At 67.6% G+C, this 24,692-nt stretch carries 21 protein-coding genes; 6 read left to right on the top strand and 15 right to left on the bottom strand.

Going from position 1 to position 24,692, the window contains the following annotated elements:
* Window positions 1–68: 68 nt before the first annotated feature.
* From E2E27_RS17440 to E2E27_RS17400, 9 genes are all read right to left on the bottom strand, one after another.
* On the bottom strand, window positions 69–1,928 hold the full coding sequence (locus E2E27_RS17440; RefSeq protein WP_141461342.1) for a methyl-accepting chemotaxis protein: 1,860 nt from the start codon (window positions 1,926–1,928) through the stop codon (window positions 69–71).
* Between the two features lie 96 nt (window positions 1,929–2,024).
* Window positions 2,025–3,839 (bottom strand): methyl-accepting chemotaxis protein, encoded by a 1,815-nt coding sequence (locus E2E27_RS17435; protein ID WP_234036111.1) that lies wholly within the window; start codon window positions 3,837–3,839, stop codon window positions 2,025–2,027.
* The gene (locus E2E27_RS17430) at window positions 3,836–5,404 is read right to left on the bottom strand and encodes a putative bifunctional diguanylate cyclase/phosphodiesterase (protein WP_234036110.1); all 1,569 of its coding nucleotides are present in this window, start codon (window positions 5,402–5,404) and stop codon (window positions 3,836–3,838) included. Before E2E27_RS17430 ends, E2E27_RS17435 begins: the two co-directional genes overlap by 4 nt.
* A gap of 88 nt (window positions 5,405–5,492) precedes the next feature.
* Window positions 5,493–6,350 carry a CheR family methyltransferase gene (locus E2E27_RS17425; RefSeq protein ID WP_141461340.1) on the bottom strand — a complete coding sequence of 286 codons (858 nt, stop codon included), beginning with the start codon at window positions 6,348–6,350 and terminating at the stop codon, window positions 5,493–5,495.
* Window positions 6,351–6,355: 5 nt separating this feature from the next.
* Complete coding sequence (cheB, locus tag E2E27_RS17420; protein WP_141461337.1) at window positions 6,356–7,411, bottom strand: chemotaxis-specific protein-glutamate methyltransferase CheB; 1,056 nt, start codon at window positions 7,409–7,411, stop codon at window positions 6,356–6,358.
* A 101-nt stretch (window positions 7,412–7,512) separates the two neighbouring features.
* Window positions 7,513–7,878 (bottom strand): response regulator, encoded by a 366-nt coding sequence (locus tag E2E27_RS17415; protein WP_086607264.1) that lies wholly within the window; start codon window positions 7,876–7,878, stop codon window positions 7,513–7,515.
* Between the two features lie 54 nt (window positions 7,879–7,932).
* Window positions 7,933–8,388, bottom strand: coding sequence for a chemotaxis protein CheW (locus tag E2E27_RS17410; RefSeq protein WP_141461335.1), 456 nt, complete (start codon window positions 8,386–8,388; stop codon window positions 7,933–7,935).
* Window positions 8,385–10,862 carry a chemotaxis protein CheA gene (locus E2E27_RS17405; protein ID WP_141461333.1) on the bottom strand — a complete coding sequence of 826 codons (2,478 nt, stop codon included), beginning with the start codon at window positions 10,860–10,862 and terminating at the stop codon, window positions 8,385–8,387. Before E2E27_RS17405 ends, E2E27_RS17410 begins: the two co-directional genes overlap by 4 nt.
* A gap of 66 nt (window positions 10,863–10,928) precedes the next feature.
* A complete protein-coding gene (locus E2E27_RS17400) occupies window positions 10,929–12,308 on the bottom strand; it encodes an MATE family efflux transporter (protein WP_141461331.1) in 1,380 nt (459 codons plus the stop codon).
* A gap of 95 nt (window positions 12,309–12,403) precedes the next feature.
* Between E2E27_RS17400 and E2E27_RS17395 the strand changes: the two genes are divergently transcribed.
* Window positions 12,404–13,168, top strand: coding sequence for a class II aldolase/adducin family protein (locus E2E27_RS17395; RefSeq protein WP_141461328.1), 765 nt, complete (start codon window positions 12,404–12,406; stop codon window positions 13,166–13,168).
* Window positions 13,169–13,185: 17 nt separating this feature from the next.
* Window positions 13,186–13,734 carry a (2Fe-2S)-binding protein gene (locus E2E27_RS17390; RefSeq protein ID WP_141461326.1) on the top strand — a complete coding sequence of 183 codons (549 nt, stop codon included), beginning with the start codon at window positions 13,186–13,188 and terminating at the stop codon, window positions 13,732–13,734.
* Between the two features lie 6 nt (window positions 13,735–13,740).
* Here the strand turns inward: E2E27_RS17390 and E2E27_RS17385 are convergent, their stop codons facing one another.
* Window positions 13,741–15,918: a TonB-dependent receptor gene (locus tag E2E27_RS17385; RefSeq protein ID WP_141461324.1), complete on the bottom strand. Its 2,178-nt coding sequence runs from the start codon at window positions 15,916–15,918 to the stop codon at window positions 13,741–13,743.
* 156 nt (window positions 15,919–16,074) lie between these two features.
* On the opposite strand from E2E27_RS17385, the gene arsC reads away from it, so the two are divergent.
* Window positions 16,075–16,419 carry an arsenate reductase (glutaredoxin) gene (gene arsC, locus E2E27_RS17380; protein WP_141462021.1) on the top strand — a complete coding sequence of 115 codons (345 nt, stop codon included), beginning with the start codon at window positions 16,075–16,077 and terminating at the stop codon, window positions 16,417–16,419.
* 118 nt (window positions 16,420–16,537) lie between these two features.
* Here the strand turns inward: arsC and E2E27_RS17375 are convergent, their stop codons facing one another.
* Both E2E27_RS17375 and E2E27_RS17370 read right to left on the bottom strand, forming a co-directional pair.
* The gene (locus E2E27_RS17375) at window positions 16,538–17,890 is read right to left on the bottom strand and encodes an MFS transporter (RefSeq protein WP_141461322.1); all 1,353 of its coding nucleotides are present in this window, start codon (window positions 17,888–17,890) and stop codon (window positions 16,538–16,540) included.
* Between the two features lie 24 nt (window positions 17,891–17,914).
* On the bottom strand, window positions 17,915–18,766 hold the full coding sequence (locus E2E27_RS17370) for a DUF7847 domain-containing protein (protein ID WP_141461320.1): 852 nt from the start codon (window positions 18,764–18,766) through the stop codon (window positions 17,915–17,917).
* Between the two features lie 83 nt (window positions 18,767–18,849).
* Between E2E27_RS17370 and lipB the strand changes: the two genes are divergently transcribed.
* Both lipB and E2E27_RS17360 read left to right on the top strand, forming a co-directional pair.
* Window positions 18,850–19,539 carry a lipoyl(octanoyl) transferase LipB gene (gene lipB, locus E2E27_RS17365; protein WP_181443498.1) on the top strand — a complete coding sequence of 230 codons (690 nt, stop codon included), beginning with the start codon at window positions 18,850–18,852 and terminating at the stop codon, window positions 19,537–19,539.
* The gene (locus E2E27_RS17360; RefSeq protein ID WP_141461318.1) at window positions 19,536–19,838 is read left to right on the top strand and encodes a hypothetical protein; all 303 of its coding nucleotides are present in this window, start codon (window positions 19,536–19,538) and stop codon (window positions 19,836–19,838) included. Before lipB ends, E2E27_RS17360 begins: the two co-directional genes overlap by 4 nt.
* Window positions 19,839–20,237: 399 nt before the next feature.
* Here the strand turns inward: E2E27_RS17360 and E2E27_RS17355 are convergent, their stop codons facing one another.
* Window positions 20,238–21,350, bottom strand: coding sequence for an alkene reductase (locus E2E27_RS17355; RefSeq protein ID WP_141461316.1), 1,113 nt, complete (start codon window positions 21,348–21,350; stop codon window positions 20,238–20,240).
* Between the two features lie 70 nt (window positions 21,351–21,420).
* On the opposite strand from E2E27_RS17355, the gene E2E27_RS17350 reads away from it, so the two are divergent.
* Window positions 21,421–22,320, top strand: coding sequence for a DMT family transporter (locus E2E27_RS17350; RefSeq protein ID WP_141461314.1), 900 nt, complete (start codon window positions 21,421–21,423; stop codon window positions 22,318–22,320).
* Here E2E27_RS17350 and E2E27_RS17345 read toward each other — a convergent pair.
* Window positions 22,317–23,645 carry a DUF2254 domain-containing protein gene (locus E2E27_RS17345; protein ID WP_141461312.1) on the bottom strand — a complete coding sequence of 443 codons (1,329 nt, stop codon included), beginning with the start codon at window positions 23,643–23,645 and terminating at the stop codon, window positions 22,317–22,319. The genes E2E27_RS17350 and E2E27_RS17345 overlap by 4 nt on opposite strands.
* A gap of 42 nt (window positions 23,646–23,687) precedes the next feature.
* Complete coding sequence (nadA, locus tag E2E27_RS17340) at window positions 23,688–24,689, bottom strand: quinolinate synthase NadA (RefSeq protein ID WP_141461310.1); 1,002 nt, start codon at window positions 24,687–24,689, stop codon at window positions 23,688–23,690.
* Between the last annotated feature and the right edge of the window lie 3 nt (window positions 24,690–24,692).

The raw sequence follows: 24,692 nt of genomic DNA, 5'->3' as shown, positions 1-24,692 counted from the left end.
CGCAGAGCCAGAATCACTGTCTCGCCGTTTGGCGTATCATGCACCCTGGCGCGTCGCGACAGGTCGGTTCACCCCGCCCGCACCGTCTGCAGAAACCCGCGCACCTGATCGCCCAGGTGGCTGGCCTGCGCCTCCAGCTCGTTGGCGCTCAGCAGCACCTGCGAGGCGGCAGCACCCGTCGAGAGCGACAGCTGGCGCACATCCTCGATATGCGCGCTCACCTTCTCGGTTCCGCGCGCCGCCAAATCAATGCTCTGCGCCAGATCGCGGCCAGCAACCGACTGCTGGTCGACCGCGGTAGCGATCGAGACGGCGGTGCTTTCCAGATCGCGCACCTGCCCGGCAATTGCCCGCAGCGCCTTGACGCTGGCGCCGGTGGTGGACTGCATCGCGCGGATCTGTTCGGCGACCTTTTCGGTGGCGCGGCTGGTCTGCATCGCGAGTTCCTTGACCTCGCTGGCGACGACCGCAAAGCCCCGGCCCGCCTCGCCGCCGCGTGCTGCCTCGATCGAGGCATTGAGCGCGAGCAGGTTGGTGCGCTGGGCGATCGTCTGGATCAGTTCGACGATCTGGCCGACTTCCTCCGCCGACGCCGCGAGCGCCGAGATGGTCTCGTCCGCCTCGCCCGTGGCGACCGTCGCCAGGCGGGCAAGTTCGCTGGAGGAGGCCGCCTGACGGCTGATCTCGCTGATCGACAGGGCGAATTCGTCGCTCGCCGCCGCCGCAGCGGTTGCGCCGGCGTTGGCTTCCTCCATCGACGAGGCGACCTCGCCGGTGCGGCGGCTGGCCTCCTCGGCGCTCTGCGCCATGCGGGTGGCGGTGGTGTGGAGCTGGCTCGAGGCTGCTGCCACGCCGCTCACCACATCGCCGACGGTGCGTTCGAACTGGCGCGCCACGTCGTCGAGCAGCGCCGCGCGCTTGGCTTCGGCCTCGAGGCGTTCGCGCTCGCGCTCCTGTTGCAGCTGCAATTCCTGCTCGGCCTTTTCCGAACGTTCGCGCGACCAGCTTTCCATCCGCCGGCTGGCGCGCTTGAACAGGTCGAGCGCGCGCACCATCGCGCCGATCTCGTCCTGCCGCTCCTGCCCGGCGATGGCGAAGTTGCGGTCGCCGTCGGCGAGCCGGGTCATGGCCCCGGTAATCTCGACGATCCGCGCGGAGAAATCGCGCGACAGATAGGCAAGGCCCATCAGCAGCACCGCCGCAGCCAGCACGGCCAGCGCCGCGATGATCAGGATCATGTTGAAGAAATATGCGATCCCGCTCGCTTCGCGGGTCTCGCTATAGGCAGTCAGGTCGGAGGAAAGCTGCGTGGCGGCGGCGATCAGCGCATCGCCCTGCGCGGCGACATCGGCGGCGGCGGCATTGGCGCTGCCGCCGCTGCGCACCGCATCGCTGGCGCGATCGAAGGTGGTTTCGAACCGGGTGAGTTCGGCGCGCACTGCAGCGGTCTGCGGCGCGAGTTCGGGCGCCTGTGTGCCGAGTGCAGCCTCGACCGACGCAAGCTGGGCGCCCGCCGCGGTTTCGCTGCCGCGTTGCCGTTCGCGCAAATCGCCCCCGCGATCATAGAGCACGCGCACCGAATGGTAGCGCAGATCGCCGCTGCGCGCCTGCAGCGTCTCGGCGGCGACCAGCGACTCCTGCAAACCCGCTGAGGCGGTGTAGCGGTTCCACAATTCGCTGAGGCCTACGCCGAGCACCAGCACCATCAGAAGACCGGTGGCGAGGAAGGTGCCGAACACGGTGTTGATCTTGCGCGCCAGCGGCAGGTCGCGGAACCAGCGCATCCGCTCCAGCACCGAACTGCGTGCGGGCGGGGCGGGGGCCTCGTCCGGTTCGACCGGATCGATGCTCTCTTCCATCTGCATCTGGCGGACAAAGTCAGGCACGGCCTGTTCTTCGCGGCGTTCCTGCAGGCTCATCATGTTCATGCTGCGATCCCCGGGGTCTCTCTGAAAGCTTTTGTGAAGGATAATCCTTTCCAAAAGTTTGACCGAGACGGGATCGGGTGCGGGAAAGTGCGCCCCTCAGCCGCCGCGCACGCGGGCGAGGAAGTCCTGCACCTGCGTGCGCAGGGTGGTGGCCTGCCCTTCGAGGCTGGTGGCGCTGGAGAGTACCTGGCTGGCCGCCGCGCCGGTCGAGAGCGAGAGCGCGCGCACATCCTCGACATGGCCCGAAACCTTCTCGGTGCCGCGCGCGGCAAGATCGATGCTGCGTGCGAGATCGTGGCCTGCCACCGATTGCTGGTCGACCGCGCTGGCGATGGCGATGGCGGTGGTCTCGAGGCTTTCGATCTGGCTGGCGATATCGCGCAGCGCGCTGACGCTGGCGCCGGTGGTGTCCTGCATCGCCCGGATCTGCGCGGCGACCTGTTCGGTGGCACGGGCGGTCTGGTTGGCGAGTTCCTTGACCTCGCTCGCCACAACCGCAAAGCCGCGCCCGGCCTCGCCGCCGCGCGCGGCTTCGATGCTGGCATTGAGCGCGAGCAGGTTGGTGCGCTTCGCGATGGTGCTGATCAGTTCGACGATCTGGCCGACTTCCTCGGCCGACAGGGCGAGCGCGCCGATGGTGCTGTCGGCCTTGCGGGCAGACAGGCTCGCCTCGCGCGCCAGCTGGGCCGAGGAGGCCGCCTGACGGCTGATCTCGCCGATCGACATGGCGAATTCGTCGCTCGCCGCCGCGGCCGCGCTGGCGCCGTAGGTGGCTTCCTGCATTGCGCTCGCCGCTTCGCCCGTGCGGTTGCTGGCGTCGGCGGCGGTGTTGGCCATCAGGCTGGCGGTCGATTGCAGCTGGCTGGAGGCGGCGACAAGTCCGGTGACGACTTCGCCGACCGTGGTTTCGAACTGGTCGGCGATTCCCGACAGCGCGCGTTCGCGCTCCCGCCGGGCTTCTTCGCGCAAGGCCTGCTGGCGAGCCTGTTCGTCGAGCTCGGCGCGCGCACGTTCGGCCCGTTCGCGGCTGAGCTTTTCGAGCCGCACCCCGGCACGGTGGAACACTTCGGTGGCGCGCGCCATCGCGCCGATCTCGTCGGCGCGGGTCTTGCCGCTGATTGCGACATCGCGCTCGCCCGCCGCGATGCGGGTCATCTGGCTGGCCATCGCGGTGAGGACCGCGCCGACATTGCGCTGGAAATAGCGCTGTGCGAACAGGGTGATGAGTGTCAGCACCGTCGCCAGCGCGATCCACATCACCAGAAGCTGCGAAATCAGCGCCTCGCCCGCGGCCGAGGCGGTGTCGACTTCGGTTCCGAGCTGTGTTGCCAGCGCGGTTCCGGCGGTCAGCAAATCCGCGCTGGTGGCTGCGATGTCGCTGGCCATGCGCTGACGGCGTGCGGTGTCGCCCGTCTGCGCTTCGAAGGCGGCGATCTGCCGCCCGAGACCGTCCACACCTGCGCGAATCCGGGCAAGTTCGTTGCGGGCGCCGGCATTGCGGTCGCCGACCGACTGGCCGAGCGCGGCGACAGTGACTGCGGCCTGATCGAGCGCTTCGCCGGCGGCGCGGGCGCGCCGGTCGCTGTTCTGAACCGTCAACATTTCGGCATGACGCCGGCTTTCGCTCAGCTGCACCAACAGCCGCTCGGCCTCGAGCGCGGCGGAGTGGGTGGTGCCGATGCGTTCGGTGCGCTTGCCCAGTTCGACATAGCCGCCGACCACGAACAGTCCGGCCAGCAGCGCAAAGCCGAGATTGGCGCTGAAGAACAGCGTGATCTTGCCGCCGATGCTCAGCCGATCGAACCAGGCGCGCAGGCGCGACGATGGGTTCGCCGCAGCCGGTGCCGCGCTGTGCAGCTCGGCAGCCGATTCGGCTTCGAGATTGAGAGCAATGTCGGAAAGCGCGCTCATGCTGCCTGTTCGTCCCCATGCTTGGGCCCGGCAGAGGTTGCGAGGCGGTTATTCTGTTCGGCCATCAGCCTGTCGATCTCGGCCGCGGGCAGGGCCTTGTAATAGAGCCAGCCTTGGATCTGGTCACACCCGGCCAGCCGCACCAGTTCGGCCTGTTCCTCGGTCTCAACCCCTTCGGCGGTCACGCCCATGTCGAGCGCGCGGGCGAGCGCGATGCTCGACAGCATCATTGCCCGGCTGCCGTCGTCCACGCCCGCCAGTTCGACGAGGCTACGATCGAGCTTGAGCTTTTCGAAGCGGAAGCGCCGCAGGAAGCCGATCGAGGCATAGCCGGTGCCGAAATCGTCGAGCGCGATGCGCACGCCGAAGCTGCGGATCACGCCCAGCGTGCGCTCGGCCACGATCGGATCGAGCACGAGGCAGGTCTCGGTCACTTCCAGTTCGAGCCGGTGCGGCGGGAAGCCGGTTTCCTCCAGCACCTCGCCCAGCTTGATCGGAAATTCGGCGTTGCGCAGCTGCGCGGCCGAGATGTTGACGGACAGGGTGATATCGTCCCAGCGGCTGGCGTCGCATACGGCCTGGCGCAGCACCCACATCCCCAGCGGGTTGATGAGGCCCGAATCCTCGGCCACCGGAATGAAGATGTTGGGGCCGAGCGGCGGGCGGTTGCCGCGATCCCAGCGCAGCAGCGCCTCAACCGCGACGATGCGCTTGCTTTCGGCCCCCACCAGCGGCTGGTAGGCGAGGTGGAATTCGCCCGCCGCGATCCCGGTGCGGATCTCGTCCTCGATCTCGCGCACGCGCTCGCGGCGGCGGTCGAAGCTTTCATTGAACCAGGTGCAGCGCATCTTGCCGCCGCGCTTGGACATGTCCATCGCCACGTCGGCGCGGCGCAGCATCTCGGACGATGGCACGCGCTGGTCGGCGGTCGAGCGGGCGAGGCCGATGCTTGCACCGACCGCGATCTGGCGGTGGCCGAGCGGCATCGGGCTCCCGAGCCGTTCGAGCAGGGTGCGGCAGATGCCTTCGAGAATGGTGCCGGCCACCTTGCCGTGCATCACTGCGGCAAATTCGTCCCCGCCGAGGCGGTAGCAGGTGACTTCTTTCCCGCAAACCTCGCGCAGCAGATCGGCACATTGCGCGATCAGCTGGTCGCCCACCGCGTGGCCATAATGGTCGTTGACCTGCTTGAAGCTGTCGAGATCGATCATCGCCAGCGCCACTTCCTCGTCCCCGCGCGAGAGGTGGAGGATATCTTCGTGCAGGGCATGGCGGTTGGGCAGGCCGGTGAGCATGTCGCGGTGCGCGCGCTGCTCCAGCCCACGGATGCTGGCAATCCCGCTACGGCCGAGGAAGAACAGCGTCGCGGCGTAGATCAGGATCGCCGAGATCATCAGCGCAGCCGGAGATCCGACCGACAGATGGTCGCTGAAATTGACCGCGAGCACCAGCGTGCCGGTCATCAGGCTCGCCACCCCGATCGGGATGACCACCAGCCCGACAGGCGTCAATCGCAGGGGTTGCTTGGCCGAAATCACTCTTGCGCTGTCCCGATGGGCGCGCATGACCCGCGCCCTTGATCAAACGTGCTAAACACGAGCGGCTAAGGAAGGGTAAAGCCACGCTTGCGCGAAGCGCGCGATCCGCACGAAATCATGCAATTTTCCTGAGCGCTGCGCCGGATGACGGAGGCTCGAAAAAGCTCGCCCGGCGCGAGGTCGGGACGAAGCGTTCGGTGTGACCGACCACGGTCTCACCCGCGCCCAGCATCAGGAAGCCGTCGGGCAGCACCGCCTGCGCCAGCCGGTCGAAGGCCTCCGCACGGGTGCGCCGATCGAAATAGAGCAGCACATTGCGGCACAAGACCAGATCGAAGGCCATCCGCCCCGGATGCGCGCCGAGAATGTTGTGCTGCTGAAAGCGCACCATCCGGCGCACCTCGGGGCTGACCTGCCAGCCGCGCTCGGTCTCCTCGAAATGGCGCAGCATCTGGGTGACGCCCAGTCCGCGCTGCACCTCGAACTGGCTGTAGAGCCCGCTGCGCGCCGCCTCGATCGCGCGGTGCGACACATCGGTGCCGAGGATGTCGATCGTCCAGCCCTGCCAGCGTTCGGCCTGTTCGATGAACAGCATGGCGAGCGAGTAGGCCTCCTGCCCGGTCGAACAGCCCGCCGACCAGATCGACAGCCGCCGCGCGCCCTGCCGCCGCTCGGCGAGCTCGGGCAGGATTTCGCCGGGCAGCTGGTCGAAGGTCGGCTTGTCGCGGAAGAAATAGGTCTCGTTGTTGAGCAGCGCCTCGACCACCTCCTGCGCGAGGTCAGGGCCGTCGAGCGTGCGCGGCGGGGCGGCGAGCAGGCACACCAGCTGGTCGATATTGCTGATCCCGTGCGCGCGGAAAATCCCCGCCAGCGCCGAATTGACCCGCCAGCGGCGGCTTTCGGTCAGGTGCTGGCCGGTGCGCGATTCGAGCAGATCGGCGATGATCTGGAAAGAGGCTTCGCTGACATCCATCGCCGCTACGCCTGCCGCAGGGCGGAAGGCGCCGCGCCGGTCTTGGCCATGACCGCGTCGGCGAGGCGCTCGGGCGGGGCGACGAGGCTGGCGAGGCCCGCGCGCGCAACTGCGCCGGGCATGCCCCACACCGCGCTCGTATCGGCATCCTGCGCCAGGATCATGCCGCCCGCCGCGACCAGCGCCTGCGCGCCGACGACGCCATCGCGCCCCATACCCGACAGGATCACGCCGAGTGCACGGCCTTCGCACACCTCGGCAAGGCTGGCGAGCATCGGGTCGACCGAGGGAAGGCAGCCGCTCGGCGCAGGCTCGGACGATATCCGCGCGACCAGCCGCGTGGCCGAGCGTTGCACCACAAGATGGCCATGGCCCGGAGCGATCAGGATCCGGCCCGGGATCAGCGCCATGCCATCCTCGGCAATGTCGGTCGGGCGGGCGCAGGCGGTTTCGACCTGACGCGCGAAGACCGGCATGAAGGAGGCGGGCAGATGCTGGGTGATCAGGATCGGCTGTTCGCATTCGGGCCCCAGCCGCCGCAGCATCAGGCCGAGCGCGTGGATGCCGCCGGTCGAAGCGCCGATTGCGACCACCTCGGGCCGCGCGGTGCGGCGGGCGAGGCTGGGCCGGGCGAAGCTGGGCGCAGGCGGCGCGGGCGCGCGGGCGGCGACCGGATCGGCCCCGCGCGTGCCGAGCGCGCGGATCTTGCCGAGCAGCTGGGCACGATAATCCTCGGTAAAGCCGCCCGGACGCGGCTTCAGCAGCGTATCGGCCGCGCCCATCTGGAGCGCCGCCATCGTATGTTCGGCCCCGTCCATCGTCAGCGAGGAGACCACCAGCACCTGCGGCCCGCCGGGCGTCGCCAGGATTGCGGGCAGTGCGTCAAGCCCGCCGATCCCGGGCATTTCGAGATCGAGCAGCACCACATCGGCGGGCGCTGCGGTGAGCTGGGCGATGGCGTTCTCGGCGCTGCTGGCGGTGCCGGTGATGACCAGCGCCGGATCGCTTTCGACCATGCGCTTGAAGATGGTGCGGACCGTCAGCGAATCGTCGACGATCATCACCCGGATTGCGGCGGCCGCTCCGCCATGGGCGAAAGGCCGGCGGGCGGAGCCGTCAGCCGCAGCGGCAGGCGCCGTGCGCGGCAGGGATTGGGGAGGGTTCACGCAAACCCGACGAGCTGCAGTTTGATCTGAAGCGTTTCGTGATCGAAGGGCTTCATCACATATTCGTCCGCGCCGGCGCTGATCGCCTCGCGGATATGCGCGACATCGTTTTCGGTGGTGCAGAAAACGACCTTGGGCTTGTCGCCGCCGGGCCGCTGGCGCAGCGCGACGAGGAATTCGATCCCCGTCATCACCGGCATGTTCCAGTCGAGCAGCACCACATCGGGCATCGCCGCCTCGCAGGCGTCGAGCGCGAGCTTGCCGTTCTCGGCCTCGTCCACCGCAAAGCCGAGCGTTTCCAGGATATGCCGCGACACCTTTCGGATCACGCGGGAATCATCGACGATGAGGCAAGTTTTCATGGGCGTTCCTGCGGTTGGCGCGGCCAGCCTAGGGTGGATTTGGTAAGGATTGGATTAAACCAGCGTCTCGATTTCGCGCGAAAGGGTCTCCGGCCCGGCCAGCAAAGCGCCCAGATCGAGCAGCAGCGCCGGGCCTGCGAGGGTTTCGATCATGCCGGTCGCAATGCGCGACCATTCGGCGCCGAACCCGCCCGGCACCTGCCCGACTTCGCCTGCGGCGGTGGTGATGTCCTCGATCGAATCGACCAGCAGGGCATAGGCATGGCCGCCATCGGCCACCGCCACGGCACGGTGATCGGTCGGCCAGTCTTCGGACGAAAGACCCAGCGCGCGGCGGCAGTCGATCACGGTCAGCGTCTGGCTGCGCAGCGCGGTGATGCCGCTGATCCAGTGCGGCGCGCGCGGCACCGGGGTGATGGTGCCGATCTCGATCACCGATTTGACCTCCAGCGCGCCCAGCGCGCAGCGACGCCCGGCGATCTGGATGATGACAAGCAGGGCTCCGGTCATGCGGCTTCTCCGGTGCTGGCATTGCTGACGGCTCTCGCCCCCCGGCTGGCGGCGGCGAGCGCGGCGAGCAGGCCTTCGCGGTCATAGCGATAGACGGTCGCGCATCCGGCGGGCGCATCGGGCTGGTCGCGCAGCCGGATCACCGTGCCCGGCAATTCGCGTCCGAGCGCCTCGGCGACTTCATAGACATCCTCGAACACGATCCTAATGACGTCGGGCCGGATCGCATCCGGGCCGATGGTGGCGGTGTCGCCTTCGCTTTCGGGCAACACCTCATAGCCCGCGCTCGCGACCAGCGGGGCAAGAATGGTGCGTGCCCATTCGCCTTCGGGCAGAATACAGCGGGTGCGCTTGGCCGCGATCGGTGCCTCGCCATAGCGGGCGAAGAGCGCGTGCGCATCGAGCAGGGTGACCGGCGCCCCATCGATCAGCGTGACCGCCTCGACCAGCGGGTCTTCGGGGACGGGTTGCAGTGGGGCGGTGAGTTCGACCGCGTCCTCGACCTCGCGCACGGCATAGAGCAAATCGCAGGTGCCATCGCCCAGCCGCAACAAACGCACGCGGCGGCCGGAGAGCGGGCCATCGGGCAGGCCGGTGAGCGGCAGGATCATGCCGTCGATCACCACCCGCGCGGTGGCATGGGTGCGGTCGATCGCGCTGACCGGCGCGGTCTCGATGCGCTGCACCAGCTCCAGCCGCACCGCTGCGCGGCGTCCGGTGAAATCGGTGAACAGCATGGCCCGCGGCGTGGCCTCGGCGGCGGCGCTGTCGTCGCTCGCGGCGGCCAGCACCCGCGCGCGGGTGTCGGAGACGAGGCCCGCCTGCGCCGCGATATTGGCGACATCGAGCAGCAGCACCGGGGTGCCATCGTCGAGCAATGTCGATCCGGCATAGAGCCCGGAGCGCATCACCGCAGGCGCGAGCGGCTTGACCACCAAATCGCCGTGATTGTGGATGCCCTCCACCGCCAGCGCAAAGAGATCGCCGCTGGCGAGGCGCAGCATCACCAGCGTCGGATCGCGCGCTTCGGTCTCGCTGCCGGGCAGGCCGAGCACTTCGCCCAGCATCAGGCACGGCACGCGCACCCCTCGGAAGGTCACCAGCGCGCTTTCCCCCAGCCAGCTGAGATCGAGCGCGCTGGACGAGGCTTGGACGATTTCCTCGACATAGGATTGCGGAATCGCGAAGCGCTGCCCGCCGGTCTCCACCGTCAGCCCGGCGATGATGCTGAGTGTGAGCGGAATCTGCAGGCTGAAGGTGGTGCCTTCGCCCGGCACGCTGGTCACCTTGATCGATCCGCCGACCCGCTCGAGATTCTGGCGCACCACATCGAGCCCCACGCCGCGGCCCGAGACATTGCTGACGGTCTCGGCGGTGGAGAAGCCCGGTTCGAAGATCAGGTTGAGCACGCGGTCGCGGCTCATCTGCGCCCGCTCGGCGGCGGAGACGAGGCCGGTGGCGATGGCCTTGGCGGCGATGCGTTCCTCGTCCAGCCCACGCCCGTCATCGGCGATGACGATGCTGATGGTGTTGCCCGATTGGCGCGCGGCGATGGCGATCAGGCCGATCTCGCGCTTGCCGTTCGCCAGCCGTGCGGCGGGCGCTTCGATCCCGTGGTCGATGGCGTTGCGCAGGATGTGGGTGAGAGGATCGCGGATCGTCTCGATCATCTCACGGTCGAGTTCGACATCGCCGCCGTCGAGATCGACCATCACCTGCTTGCCAAGCTCGGCGGAAAGATCGCGGATCAGGCGCGGGAGCGCGCCGAACAGCGTTTCGATGCGCTGCATCCGCATCCGTGTGATCGCATCGCGCACGTCGGAAAGGATGGTGGTAAGCCGCTCGAACGGGCCGTCGATAGTCGGCTGGTTGCCCGCTTGCCGCAGCCGGTGGGCGAGATCGTTGCGGGCGAGCACCATGTCGGAAACGCCGCTCATCACCCGGTCGAGCAGTTCCACCGGCAGGCGGATGGTGCGCTGGGCGGCGGCAGCATCGGCACGGCGGGTGGGGGCTGCGGCATCGTCGGTGGCGGCGAGCAGGGTGTCGGCAGGGGCGTGGAGCGGGGCGGACGAATCGGGGCGCGAGGTCTCGGGCGCGGCGCTATCGTTTGCCGCATCGAGCCCAGCGATCAGTGCTTCGTCGCCGCCTTCGGGGAAATCCTCGCCCGCCTCGATCGCATCGACCATCGCCGCGATCCGGTCGATGATCGCGAGCACGGCGGTGACCAGCGGCCCGTCGGCATCGCGGCGCCCGGCCCGGCAATCGGACAGCGCATCCTCTGCGGCGTGCGACAGGGCGGCAAGGCGGGGGAAATCGAAGAAGCCGCAATTGCCCTTCACCGTGTGGACGAAGCGGAAGATCGCGTCGAGCCGCGCGCGGTCGGCGGGATCGGCTTCCCATGCGACGAGTTCGCCGCTGGAGGCCTCCAGCATTTCGCGGGTCTCGGCGATGAAATCCGCCAGCAGATCGTCCATGAGGTGGTGCGCCCTTTTGCCGCCTTACAGGCGCCGTTCTATGGGGCGGATTTGGTTAACATTCGCCTAGCGCGCGGCGGCGCGATGCCCGCCGGAGGGTGCCTTGTGCGCGAAGATGTAACGCACCAGCACCACCGCCGAAACTGCACCGAACAGGTTGGCGGCAAGCTCCGCGGTGAAGATCGCGGCGCTGCCCATGCCCGGTTGCAGCACCAGCGCCACCGGCAGCATCACCAGAAACACCCGCGCGACCGATTGCCCCAGCGCGAAACCCGCCTTGTCGACCGCGTTCATGATCCCGTTGCCGACGATCAGCAGACCGAACCCGGCATAGCCCCAGGCGGCAATTTTGAGGTAGAGATCGAACTCGGCGACCACGGCGGGATCGTCGGAGAAAATCCGCCCGAGGCTCGCGCCCGCGAACAGCATCAGCACCGCCACCAGCAGGCCCCACACCACACAGAAGCCTGCGGCATAGAGCGTCGCCTGCCGCGCGCGGTCGATCCGGCCCGCGCCCCAGTTCTGCCCGACGATCGCCCCGATCGCGCCCGACAGTCCGAGCAGCGGGACGATAACGAAGCTCTGCAAGCGCCCCGCCGCGCCGAACCCGGCGACGGCAGCTTCGCCTTCGATCGCGATCAGCGAGGTCAGGACGGCAAGGCCCAAGGGATTGATCGCATTGGAGAAAGCCGCCGGCAGCCCGACCTTGACGATCGCCTTGGCGGGATCGATCAGGCTGCAGTCACGCAGGGCTCCGAGATCGAGCGGCAGCGCCGTGCCGCGCAGCAGCACCAGCGCCACCAGCACGCCCACGCCCCACCCGGCCACGGTCGCATAGGCGGAGCCTGCGATGCCATAGCCCTCGAACCCCAGCGCGCCGGTGATCAGGATCGGGTTCAGTACCCAGTTGGCGGCGGCATAGGCGATGCTGACCGTGCTCGTCCGCTTCGCTTCGCCCTGACCGCGCAGCACGCCGTTGAAGCCCATGATCGCAAGGCTCAGCGGAAAGCCCATCGCATAGGGCACCATGTAGTCATGGATCAGCGGCATCAGATAGGCGGGCGCGTTCATCGCGGTGAAGATCGGGTCGATCAGCAGCCACAGGGCAAGGCCCATAAGCACCCCGCAGGCCACTGCGAAAACGATCCCGAAATTGGCGCGCCGCTTCGCACGCTCGAAATCGCCTTCGCCCAGCGCGCGGGCGACCACCGAATTGATCCCCACCATCACCCCCACGCCGAGCGATGTGCTCGACACGGTCACGGGGAAGATGAAGCTGATCGCCGCGAGGGCATCGCTGCCCAGCTGCCCGACGAAGTAGGCATCGACGATCCCGATCGACATGATCGCGGCGACGCCGATCACCGCGGGCAGCGTCTGGCTGACGAGGTGCCCCGGAATGCTGCCGCTCACCAGTTTCGCAGAAGAGGGGGCGGGGGCATTCATCGCGCAGCAGGCCTAGCCGGGCTTGCCATGCCTTGCAAAACATTCCCTCGCCGTGCGATAGCTGACGCCAAGAAATGACGGAGAGGAACCGCGCGATGGCAACCCAGCTGAAACCCGGTATCGAATGCAGCAAGGAAGAGTGGCAGGCGCGGCTCGATCTGGCAGCGTGCTATCGCATCTTCGATCATCTCGGCTGGTCGGAATCGATCTACAACCACATCTCGCTGAAGGTGCCGGGGGAGCAGGACACGTTCCTGATCAATCCCTTCGGCCTGCTCTACAGCGAAGTGACCGCCAGCAACCTCGTCAAGATCGATGTCGAGGGCAACAATGTCGGCGGTTCGCCCTATATGGTGAACAAGGCGGGCTTCACCCAGCACGCCTATTTCCACAAGCATCTGGGCGGGCGCGCCGATGCGATCTGCCACGTCCACACCACCGCGACGATGGCCGTGGCGAGCCACAAGGACGGGTTGCTGCCGACCAATTTCTACGCCTGCAATTTTCAGGGCCAGATCGGCTATCACGATTTCGAGGGCGTCACCGTGCGTCCCGAGGAAGGCGAGCGGCTGGTGCAGAACCTCGGCAACCATACCATCCTGATGCTGCGCAATCATGGCCCTGTCGTGATGGACCGCACCATTCAGGGGATGTTCGTCAAGATGTGGGCGCTCCAGCGCGCCTGCGAGATTCAGGTGGCGACGCTCAGCATGGGCGATCCCGTGCTCGTCCCGCAATCGGTGGTCGACGTTCACCAGCGCGACCTTGCCGTGATGAGCGGACAGGGCGGCGCGGGAATGTTCGATTTCGAGGCGTGGAAGCGCAAGATCGACCGTATCGACGACAGCTGGCGTCAATAACCCGCTAGGAACCGCCGATGTCGCGCATGACCGTCAACCAGCGGCCGGTCGAGTTCGACCTCGATCCGCGCATGCCGCTGCTCTACGCGCTGCGCGAGGCGATGAACCTCACCGGCACCAAGGCCTGCGGCGGCGGGCCGGAGTGCTCGGGCGCGTGCATGGTGCTGGTCGACGGGGTGGCGCTACGCTCCTGCGCGATCACGCTGGCCGAGGCCGAGGGGCGGCTGATCACCACGATCGAGGGCCTCTCGCGCGATCGCTCGCACCCGGTGCAGCAGGCGATGGTGGCGCAAGGCGCGATCCAGTGTGGCTATTGCACCCCCGGCATCGTCATCGCCGCTGCCGCGCTGCTGATGCGCACGCCCCAGCCCACGCGCGAGGATATCGACGCCGCGATCCCCAATATCTGCCGCTGCGGAGTCTATCCGCGGCTGGTGAAGGCGGTCGAACAGGCCGGGCGCGTGGCCCAGCGGCAGGAAAGCATCAGCGCCGCGCCCGCCCCTGCGATCAGCCCCGAGGACGCGGCGCGGGCCGTGCCTGCCCTGCGCGTCGCGCCCTCGGAATAGACCTGCTCAGAACCTTCCGGTGATCGTCACCCGTGCGTTGACCGGCGGGGCCACCGTCAGCTCGTTGGCCGAGTGGGCGGTGGGAAAGTAGAGCTCGTCGGTCAGGTTTTCGACATTCACCTGCAACCGCAGCCTGTCATTCAGCTGGTAGAACACCGCCATATCCACCCGCGCATAGGCGGGCAGGGTCACGGTGTTGCCATTGTCGGCGAATGTCTCGTCCTGCGCGGTCAGGCCGAGGCCGAAGCCGAGCTTGTCGGTTGCCTGCACCGTGTTCCAGAGCGAAAACATGTGCTCGGGCAGTTCGCGCAACCGCCGTCCGGTCGGGCCGGTGCGGCTCTGCTGTTCGCCGTCGAGGTAGGAGTAGCCCGCGGTCAGCGACCAGTTCTCGGTGACCTGACCGATCACCTGCGCCTCGAAGCCGCGGATCTTGCTGTCGATCACTTCGAGCGTGTCGGGGTTCTCGTCCGCCACCTGCGGTGACGACTGTTCGATCTCGAACACCGAAGCGGTCAGCGCGAGATCGGGGCGCACGTCCCACTTCACGCCTGCTTCGAGGTTGGAGAAGGTGTCGGGATCGAGCGCGTCCGCCCCGCCGCCCAGATCGGCGAACTGGTCGCCCGAACGCGGCAGGAAGGTTTCGGAATAGCTGCCGTAAATCGAAAGGTTCTCGCGCGGCTTGAGGATCAGGCCGACGCGCGGGGTCACTTCCTCGTCCTTGCGGCTGCGCACGATCCCGGTGCGGTTGTCGAGCACGGCGATGTCGAAGCTGTCGAACCGCGCGCCGAGCACCACGCGCAGCCAGTCGGCCAGCTTCACCTCGTCCTGGATATAGGCCGAAAACACGGTGAGATCGGCCTCGGTATCGTCATTGAGCGCGGTGAAACCGTAGCGGGTGGTGCGCCCGTCGGCGAGCGTGCCGACCCCGCCGCGCATCGCGAAGGGCCGCCGCGCCTCGAAGAACTCGACATCGGTGCGCCGGCCATCGGCCTCGGCAGTGTCGAACACGGCGTTGAAGCGGTTATTGTCGTTGCGGGTGTCGATATATTCGCCGCCAACGATCAGCGTGTGGCCGATCCCGCCGGTGGCGAATTCGCCGATCAGATTGCCCGAGACGATGAAGTTCCGGCGCTCGCCATTGTCGATGTAGCCGTCGATCGCCACGATGTTGGTGGCGGGGTCGTAATCGACCGGGAAATAGTTGGCGTAGGTCTTGTCGTAATCGCCCCAGGAGGCGGTGAGGTTGGCCTTCAGATTGTCCGAGAAGCGGTGCTGCACCGTGCCGCGCAGCACGTGGGCGCGGAAGGTCGCGTAGTTGTTTTCCGGGTCGCCAAAGGTGATGTTCTGAAGGAAGCGCGCGGGCTCGCCATCGTCACCGCTGGGGATGCCGCGGTCGATGAAGCGGTCGTGATCGAGATATTCGTAGGACAGGTCGATCGTGGTGCGGCCGCCCAGTTCGGCGCGGAAGGTGGGGTTCACGCTGATCTGTTCGCCGTCGAACAGGTCGCGGTGGTTGTCGAGATGCTCGTAGGCCGCGTTGACGCGCAGCGCCGCATTGTCGCCGGTGGCGAGGTTGACGTCGGCCCACAGGTTATAGGCGCCGAAGCTGTCGACCGAGGCGAGGAAGCCGGTGAAGGTCTCGCCCACCACGCCCTTCTTGGTGACGCGGTTGAGAATGCCGCCGGTGCCGCCGCGCCCGAACAGCAGCGCGTTGGGGCCGCGCAGGATCTCGACCTGTTCGAGATTGTAGAACCCGCGGTAATATTCGACATCGTCGCGCACCCCGTCGACGAAGAAGTCGGCGGTGGAGCGGACGCCGCGGAACACCACGGAATCGCGGTGGCCTTCGCCCTGCGAATTGGTGACGCCGGGGGTGTAGAGCACGATGTCGGCAACCGAATCGAAGCCCTGCCGGGTGATCTGTTCGGCCGTGGTGATGCTGAGCGACTGCGGCACGTCGATGATCGGCGTGGGGGTCTTGGTCGCGTTCATCTGGTCGGTGTAGAGCACCTGGCCGGTGACGATGATCGCCTGTGCGCTCGATTCGGCCGCCGCGGCGAGGCTGGCTTCGGCTGCATCAGCGGGACCACTGGCCTCGGCACTGGCGTCGGTATTGGCAAGGGCAGGGAAAGCGATGGTCGCGCAGCCGAGCAACAGGGCGGTGCGGGCGAGAACGGGAATCATGGAATACCTTTCGGGTCGTCTGGGTTGCGCAGCTATTGCAAGCCATTCGCATCTGCAAGTGTTGCGTGCAATTGCGATTGATAATCATCAAAATGTGGCTTTGAGGTCACGAGTTGCCGGTCTGCGGGCTGGCTTGAGAAGCAAGGGGCAATGACGATGAAGGCAACGATCTGGCACAATCCGGCCTGCGGCACGTCGCGCAAGACATTGGCGATCCTCGAAAATCTCAGCCGGGTGGAGGTGGCGGTAGTCGAATATCTCAAGACCCCGCCGACTGCGGAAAAGCTTGCGCAGCTTTACCGCGATGCCGGGATCACGCCGCGGCAGGGCCTGCGCCTGCGCGGCACCGATGCGGCGGAGCGCGGCCTGCCCGAGGCCGACGATGCGACGGTGCTCGCAGCGATGGTCGCCGATCCGATCCTGATCGAGCGCCCGCTGGTGGAGACCGACAAGGGCGTGCGCCTGTGCCGCCCGCAGGATGTTGTTCTAGAGATACTCTAGGGTGAGCGTTGGCATCGGCTGCGGAGCAGCCGCGAGCGCACGCGCGCGAGCCGCAGGTGCTCAAGCCCGAAGGGCTTGAAATAGCACCGAGGACGCACCCGCGGAGGCGGGTGCGCAATCAGGAACGCGTCAGCTCCCGATCCGCCTGCAGCCTGAACCACCCGTGCACCAGCACGATGGCGCACAGCGCCACGATCAGCCCGAAGCCGAGCCAGTCCGAATGGCCATAGAGCCACACGCCCAGCGCGGGGGCGTAGATGTAACTCGCTCCCGCCAGCGAGGCGACGATGCCGCTCGCCTGCCCCTGTTCGGCGCGCGTCACCGCGAGCGAGGTGCCGGCGGTGGTGCCGGGGCGGAACAGGCCGAAGCCCAGCGAGGCGATGGCATAGCCCAGCGCGATCAGGTGCAGATCGCCCGCCACCGCCAGCAGCACCGTGCCGAACGCGGCGGTGGCGATGCCCCACAAGGTCGCCGCGCGCGGGCCGAGGTCGAAGCGCGGGATCAGCCCCCACTGCGCCAGCAGCGTGGCGATCGCGCCCGCCATCAGCACCAGCCCGACCGGCCCCGCGCCCTCGGCCGGGGTGTCGCGCAGGCCCAGCCGGTCGAGCACCAGAAAGCCGGAAATCCCCAGCACCATCGCCTGCGCGTGCCCGCCAAACAGCCCGGCGAAGACCCACGGGCGCAGCCGCGGGTCGCGCCAACTGAGGCGCGGCGGCTCGGCAATGTCGTCGGCTTCCGGGCCGATCTGCGGATCGACCGGCGCGCCGGTTCCGCTGGAATAGGCAATCCCGGTACCGCGCGCGGCGAATTTCGGCTCGTCATTGGGCAGGCGCAGGCGCAGCAGCACCAGCGCCACCGCACCCAGCGCGGCAAAGGCGAGGAACGGTCCGGTCAGCCCCAGCCCGAGGAAGGGCACCACCATCAGCGGAGCCAGCGCCGGGCCGATTACCGTGCCGAGGCCGAAGCTCGACGCGATCAGCGAAAGCGCCTGCGTCCGCTCGGCCCGCGGGGTGCGCGCGGCGACGTAGGCCTGCACCGCAGGCGGCGCGGCGCTGCCGAACCCGCCGTAGAGGCTGCGCGCGGCGGCAAAGGCGATCAACGTCCACAGCGCCGACATCCAGCCTGCCAGCCCCGCCCACAGCGCCGCGCCGCACAGCACGAAGGAGGTGATGAAGCCGGTCAGCCCCAGCGTCATCATCGCCTTGCGCCCGCGCTGGTCGGACTTGCGCGCCCAGAACGGCGCGCATACCACCCACAGAAGCGCCGACCACGAATAGGCGAGGCTGATCCACACGTCCTCGACCTGCAACGCGGTGCCGATCGAGGGCATCACCGATTGCATCGCGGTGTTGCCCGCCGCCGTCACCAGCATCACCATGAACAGCAGCGCCATGCGCGCAGGCGGGATCGCGCCGGTGGCGGCAGCGGGCGCGGTCACATCGCGCGGTTCGTCAGGGTGACTGTCGGCCATCGCCGCGCGTGCCCCGCCTTGCGCCTATTCGAACACGTCGGCGACACGCTCGGGCGAGGGGCCGGCGAGCTGGCGATGGATCGTCACCGTCACGGTGAGGAAGATCACCGCCGTGAGCGCGCTCACCAGCGCATCGATCACCGCGCCGCCGATGGTCGCCACGCTGCCGCCGATCGCCGAGAGGATCAGCGTCATCACCCCTGACACCAGCCCGAAGATCACGACGATCACCAGCAGCAGCAGCAGGATGAAGAGGAAGATGCGCAGGCTGTTGCCCTTGGTCAGCTGCCATGACCGCCCCATCGCGGCGAGCGGGTTGCGCAGCCCCTCGATCGCGATCACCGGGCCGATCAGCGACAGCTTCACCATCACATAGACGATCAAGATTAGCGCGATCAGCGCCGCCAGCACTCCCACCGCCGGCCCGCCGAAGGCCGACAGCACGCCGAGCGGAATGCCGATGGCAAGCGAGACGCCGATCACGGTCGCGAACTGCGCGGCGAGATAGGACGGCAGGCTCTTGGCCCCCGTCGCCAATGCCTCCCCCACGGTCGGGTGCCCACGATCGGTCAGCAGCGCGAAAATGCTCATCGAGCCGAGGAACTGCACTGCCAGCACCGCCAGCAGCAGCGGCCAGTTGGCGGCGTAGACGGCGGTCATCTGGTCCATCATCGCCTGCATCACCAGCTGCGGATCGGCATCGGGCGGTGGGGCGGCCTGGGGCGGGTTGGAAAGCTCGGGCACCAGCAGCGCGCTCGCCATGGCGGGGAGGAAGAAGAACAGCCCGGCAATCGCGCTCAGCGTGTCGCGGTTGGCGCCCATCAGCGCGGTCGCCTGAGTCCAGGCGGCCCCCATGTCGAGCTTGCGGTTGGCCATGTCGGATCCCTTTCATCGCGAGGCGCGCACCGGGCGCGCAATCGCCTCTTGATCTCGCCGACCAATGCCCCCACCGATGCGCCATGGCAAGCATTGCTCCTGTCCCCGGCCCCGGCTTTCCGATCGAATGGCGGCGCGAGGCTGCGCCCGTACCCTATGCGCAGGCGCTCGCGGAAATGGAGGCGCGCAACACCGCCGTGCATGAAGGCCGCGCGGCGGAGCTGGTGTGGCTGCTCGAACACCCCCCGGTCTATACCGCAGGCACCAGCGCCGACCCGGCCGAGCTGGTCGATCCGCGCTTCGAAGTGGTCGAGGCCGGGCGCGGCGGGCGCTATACCTATCATGGGCCCGGCCAGCGGATCGGCTATCTGGTGCTGAACCTTGCGGAGCGCGGCAAGGACGTGCGCTGCTTCGTTCACGCGATCGAGGGTTGGGTGATCGCCACGCTCGCGCGCCTCGGCGTCGAAAGCTGGCGGGCCGAGGGCCGCGTGGGCATCTGGACCCGCGACATCGACGGCGCCGAGGCCAAGATCGGCGCGATCGGCGTGCGCGTGCGGCGCTGGGTGACGATGCACGGCTTCTCGGTCAATCTCGACCCCGACCTTTCGCATTTCGGCGGGATCGTGCCCTGCGGGATCGCCGAATACGGCGTGACAAGTCTGGCGCGGCTGGGCCTCAGCGTGTCGCCCGAGGAATGGGACGACGCCCTGATAGCCACTAGCGACGATTTCCTTGACGCGCTCGATGCCGCCGCCAAAAGGGCGTGCCGATGATCCGCCTTGCGCCCCTTGCCGTTCTGGCCCTCGCCCTTGCCGCCTGCGGCGATGAGGCCGCGCCTGCCGCGCAGCAGGGCGGCGCTGCGTCGGGCGAGGTGCTGGAAGGATCGATCTCGGACGCGATGATCCCGCTCGATCAGGTGACCTCGCAGGCCCCGCTCGCCCCGCGTCAGGCCGCGCAGGCGAGCGACCTCGATGCCGAGCAGCCAGAGGTCGAGCCCGCACCGGGCATCAACGACGCCCCGGCAAGCGAAGCGGCCGAAGCGGCACCTGCCGCACCCGCCCCCGCCGAGTAATCTGTCTCGTCACCCGCTGCCGCCATGGTTGCGGCGGATATGTGCTTTCGGGAAATGGGCAGGAATGGGTAGATGACCGAAGGTGGGTGGGGAGCTCCCACCTTGCCTCTTCGTCATCCCAGCGAAAGCTGGGATCGCTGCCGGCCCGGGAATTAGCTCGAAAAGGTCACTCCATTCAGGGTTGATTTGAGCGACCGGCTCGAACTTTCAGCGCACCCTCTGCCTTCGTGGCCCTTTCTATGGGAGCCTCGGCATAAGCTGGCACGAGCGCGAGAGCGATCCCAGCTTTCGCTGGGATGACGATCAGGACAATCGCCAGCTTCCGCTTTTACGTCGCTCTCCAACCAAGCGCTTTCCCCCCGGCAGCGCCCGAAGCGGACGCTGCCGGGGGTTTGAGCCTTACTCCGCCGCCTGGGCCTGTTCTTCTTCCAGCGTCGGGTAGTCGATATAGCCTTCGGGAATCGGGAAGTACCAGCTCTTGGGCACGTCCTTGTTGGGGTTCCAGTGCGCGCCCGCCGCGATCCGCTTGTCGAGATCGGGGTTGGAGATATAGGGCCGCCCGAAGCTCACCGCATCGCACTTGCCCGCTTCGATATCGGCGACGGCTTCCTCGGCGGTGTAGTCCGAATTGAGGATCAGCGGGCCGGAATAGATCTTGCGGATCAGCGGGCTCTGCTTGGGCACGTCGGTGTTGCCGAAGGTGCCATCCGGCCCGGGCTCGCGCAGTTCGACGAAGGCGAGGCGCAGTTCTTCGCAGACCTTGGCGGCCGCGCCGAAGGTTGCGGGCGGGTTGCTGTCATCGGTGCCTTGCGAATCGCCATTGGGCGAGAGGCGGATGCCGACGCGGTCCGCGCCCCACACGTCGATCAGCGCTTCGAGCACCTCGCGCATGAAGCGGGTGCGGTTTTCGGGGCTGCCGCCGTATTCGTCGGTGCGCAGGTTGGTCTTGTCACGCAGGAACTGGTCGACAAGGTAGCCATTCGCGCCGTGCAGCTGCACCCCGTCGAAGCCCGCCTTCTTGGCGTTCTCGGCGGCGCGGCGGTAATCGTGGACGGTGCGGCGAATGTCCTCCAGCGTCATTTCGCGCGCCTCGGCATAGGGCTGCTTGCCCTGCGGCGTGTGCGCTTCGCCCGGCGCGGTGGTGGCGCTGGCGGAGAAGGGCGGCTGGCCGTCGAGGAACACCGGGTGGACGATCCGCCCCATGTGCCACAGCTGCATGACGATGAGGCCGCCTTCCTCGTGCACCGCGCGGGTGATCGGCTTCCACGCTTCGACCTGCTCGTCGCTCCAGATCCCCGGTGCCGACGGCCAGCCGAGGCCTTCGCGGCTGATGCCGGTCGCTTCGGTCAGGATCATGCCCGCGCCCGCACGCTGGCGGTAATAGGTCGCCATCATGTCGTTGGGCACGAACATCGGCTCGGCCGCGCGTCCGCGGGTGAGCGGGGCCATGTGGATACGGTTCTTGGCATGGAGCGCGCCCATCTGGAGCGGCTGGAACAGAACGTCATGCATGTGTGGGTAATCCTTCAGCGTCGGTTGCTTGTTGCTATCCAATTGGGGGGCGCGGGGCTAGGGCGCAAGAATGGAAAATGAGGGTGCGGGCAAAGCAGAACTTGTCGGCGAACCGGCCCGCCCGGCGGCGTGGCTGCTGCTGTTTGCGTTGATCGGCGGCAATGTCGCGCTCGCGATCGGGCCGTGGTTCGTGCGGGTGGCGGACACCGGCCCCGTCGCCGCCGGGTTCTGGCGGCTGTTTCTGGCGCTGCCCTTCCTCGTGCTGCTCGCCCGCGCCAATGGCCAGCGGCTGACGGGAATGCCCGCGATGACGCTGGCGCTGGTGGCGCTGGGGGCGGTGACCTTCGCGCTCGATCTCGCCAGCTGGCATATCGGGATCGGCATGACCCGGCTGGGCAATGCGACGCTGTTCGGCAATGCGGGGTCGATCGTGCTGCTGTTCTGGGGCTTTCTGGTGGCGCGCACCCTGCCGGGGAAGCTGGAGTGGCTGGCGATCGTCTTTGCGCTGACCGGTGCGGCGATCCTGATGGGGCGCAGCCTCGAAATCAGTCACGAAACGCTGGTGGGCGATCTGTTCAGCGTGACCGCAGGGCTGCTCTATGCGGTCTATCTGCTGACGTTGCAGGGTGCGCGCGGGCAGTTTGGGTCGTGGAGCCTGCTGGTCTGGGTCAGCCTGTTCGGCGCGCCGGTGCTGCTCGCCATCGCCCTGCTGCTGGGCGAGCCGGTCTGGCCGGGCACCTGGTGGCCGATCGTGGGCCTGTTCATCGGCAGCCAGTTGATCGGGCAGGGGCTGATGGTCTTCGCGCTCAAATATTTCCCGCCGCTGGTCGTGGGGCTTGCGCTGCTGACCCAGCCGGTGGTCGCGTCGCTCTATGGCTGGCTGGCGTTCGGGGAGGTGCTGTCCGGGCTCGACATCGTCGGGATGGTGCTGGTCGGCGCGGCGCTGGCGGTGAGCCGGGCGCGGGCTTAGGCGCCCGCCGCCTCGATGGCACGATACCGCGCTTCGACCATCGCGAGATCGGGGCCGACCAGCGCGGTCTTGGCCTGTTCGAACAAGAGCGCGGCCTCCCTTCGAAGATCGGCGCGGCGCGTCTCGTCGTCGAGAACCCGCGCGGCGTTGTCGATGGTCTCCAGTGCCACCATCGTCGCCAGCGGGCTCGTCGCCACCCCGCTGCGCAGCGAGCCGAAGCCGCGCCGGACATAGTCGGCGAAGGTGACCACCCGCCGCATTACGCGCTGCTCCGCCGCGTTCTCGTCATCGCCGCTCTGGCGGTCGAGATCGCGCTGCCCGAGTTCGGCGGTCGCCGCGCCCAGCCAGTGCATCGCGGTGATCGCGGTGAAGGGATCGTTGATCCCGGGCGAGAGCGCGCGCAGGCCGATCTCGACCAGTTCGTCGATCAGGAAGCGCAGGTCCTGATCCGAAGTCCGCATTCCGCCCAGCACGAAAGCGTCGCGCGCCTTGGCGCTGTCGAACGGGGCACCCTCGGCGGCGTCGTCGTCAGACCAGCGGGCCAGCACCATGCCGGGATGGACGAAATCCCCGGTGCGGCAGTCGAGCGTGATCCGCGTGGCTGTCGCCGCAGCCAGCGTCGCGAGCGCGTCGAAGCTGATCGACTGGACATAGCCGGTGCGATCGGCGGTGATCGGGGCGCCCTCGGCATCGCGCGCGGGTGCGGGGGCGGAGGGTTTTTCGGGATAAACTTCGCAAATGTCGCGGATCAGCCGCTCGCCTATGGTCTGGAGCACGGTGTGGATGCGGATCGAGGACGGGATGTGGTGCAGGAAATAGACCAGCGTGCCGACCGAGACGATGATCAGCCCGTAGGCGATCAGCAGCGACAAATTGGGCACGAAGGATGACAGCTCCAGCACCTCGCCGCCGAAGCCGGTGGTCTTCGCGCCGTCGTGCCGGATGGTGCGCAGCACGTTCACGCAGAACACGAAGGTGGCGATGAAGACGGCAAGGCTGACCTTGTTGCCGCGATCCTCCATGAAATTGTTGAGCAGCCGCGGGCCATAGGTGCCGCTGGCATAGGCGACCGCGGCGATGGTGATCGAGAACACGGTCGAGGCCACGCCCAGCATCGCGCCCGCCACCAGCACCAGAATGTCCGAGGCACTGTCGGGCCCGGCCAGTTCCATCACACCGATCTCGGCCAGCCAGGCGGTGTTGAGGGTGCGATCGAGATGCAGCGTCGTCAGCGACAGCGCGAAGGCGGCAATCGCCAGCGCGGCCGGGTAGAACCAGTAGCTCCCCCGCAGCGTGATCCAGAACAGCCTGATGCGCGCCGTCATGTCAGTGCCCCGTTTTCCCTGTCGCGCCGCAGACGGCGTGGATCAGTCGCCCGAAAAGGCGACCTTGCCCAGATCGCCCATGCCAACCGTCCCGCTCGCCATTTCGAGCATCCGGTCGAGGCTGCGTTTGGCTTTCAGGCGGATGCCTTCCTCGATTTCGATCTGGGGGCTGAGGTCGCGCAGCGCCACATAGAGCTTCTCCATCGTGTTCAGCGCCATGTAGGGGCAGATATTGCACGAACAGTTGCCGTCCGCACCGGGCGCGCCGATGAAGGTCTTTTCGGGCAGCGCCTTTTCCATCTGGTGGATGATGTGCGGCTCGGTCGCGACGATCAGGGTGTCGCCGGGGAAGGTTTTGGCGAAGCTCAGGATGCCGCTGGTCGATCCCACGTAATCCGCGTGGTCGATAATCGTCGGCGGGCATTCCGGGTGCGCGGCGATGGGCGCGCCGGGGTATTGCTCCTTCAGCTTGAGCAATTCGGTCTCCGAGAACGCCTCGTGGACGATGCATACGCCGGGCCACAGCAGCATCTCGCGGTTGAACTTGCGCGCGAGATAGCCGCCCAAGTGCCGGTCGGGGCCGAAGATGATTTTCTGCTCGGGCGGGATCTGGGCGAGGATCGTCTCGGCGCTGGACGAGGTGACGATCACGTCGGAGAGCGCCTTCACCTCGGTCGAGCAATTGATGTAGGTCAGGGCGATGTGATCGGGATGGGCTTCGCGGAAGGCGCGGAATTTCTCGGGCGGGCAGCTGTCTTCAAGGCTGCACCCGGCGTCCATGTCGGGCAGGATCACGGTCTTCTGCGGCGAGAGGATCTTGGCGGTGTCGGCCATGAACTTGACCCCGCAAAAGGCGATCACATCCGCATCGGTCGCCGCCGCCTTGCGCGAGAGTTCGAGGCTGTCGCCCACGAAGTCGGCAATGTCCTGAATGTCCGGCGTCTGGTAATAATGCGCGAGGATCACCGCGTTCTTCTCCTTGCGGAGGCGGTCGATCTCGGCCAGCAGGTCGGTGCCGGTGGGGTTGCGGGTCAGCAGGCTCATCGT

It is taken from the genome of Porphyrobacter sp. YT40 (assembly GCF_006542605.1).
In the GTDB taxonomy this organism is placed as follows: Bacteria; Pseudomonadota; Alphaproteobacteria; order Sphingomonadales; family Sphingomonadaceae; genus Erythrobacter.
This window is presented reverse-complemented; position numbering and strand designations above follow the sequence as displayed.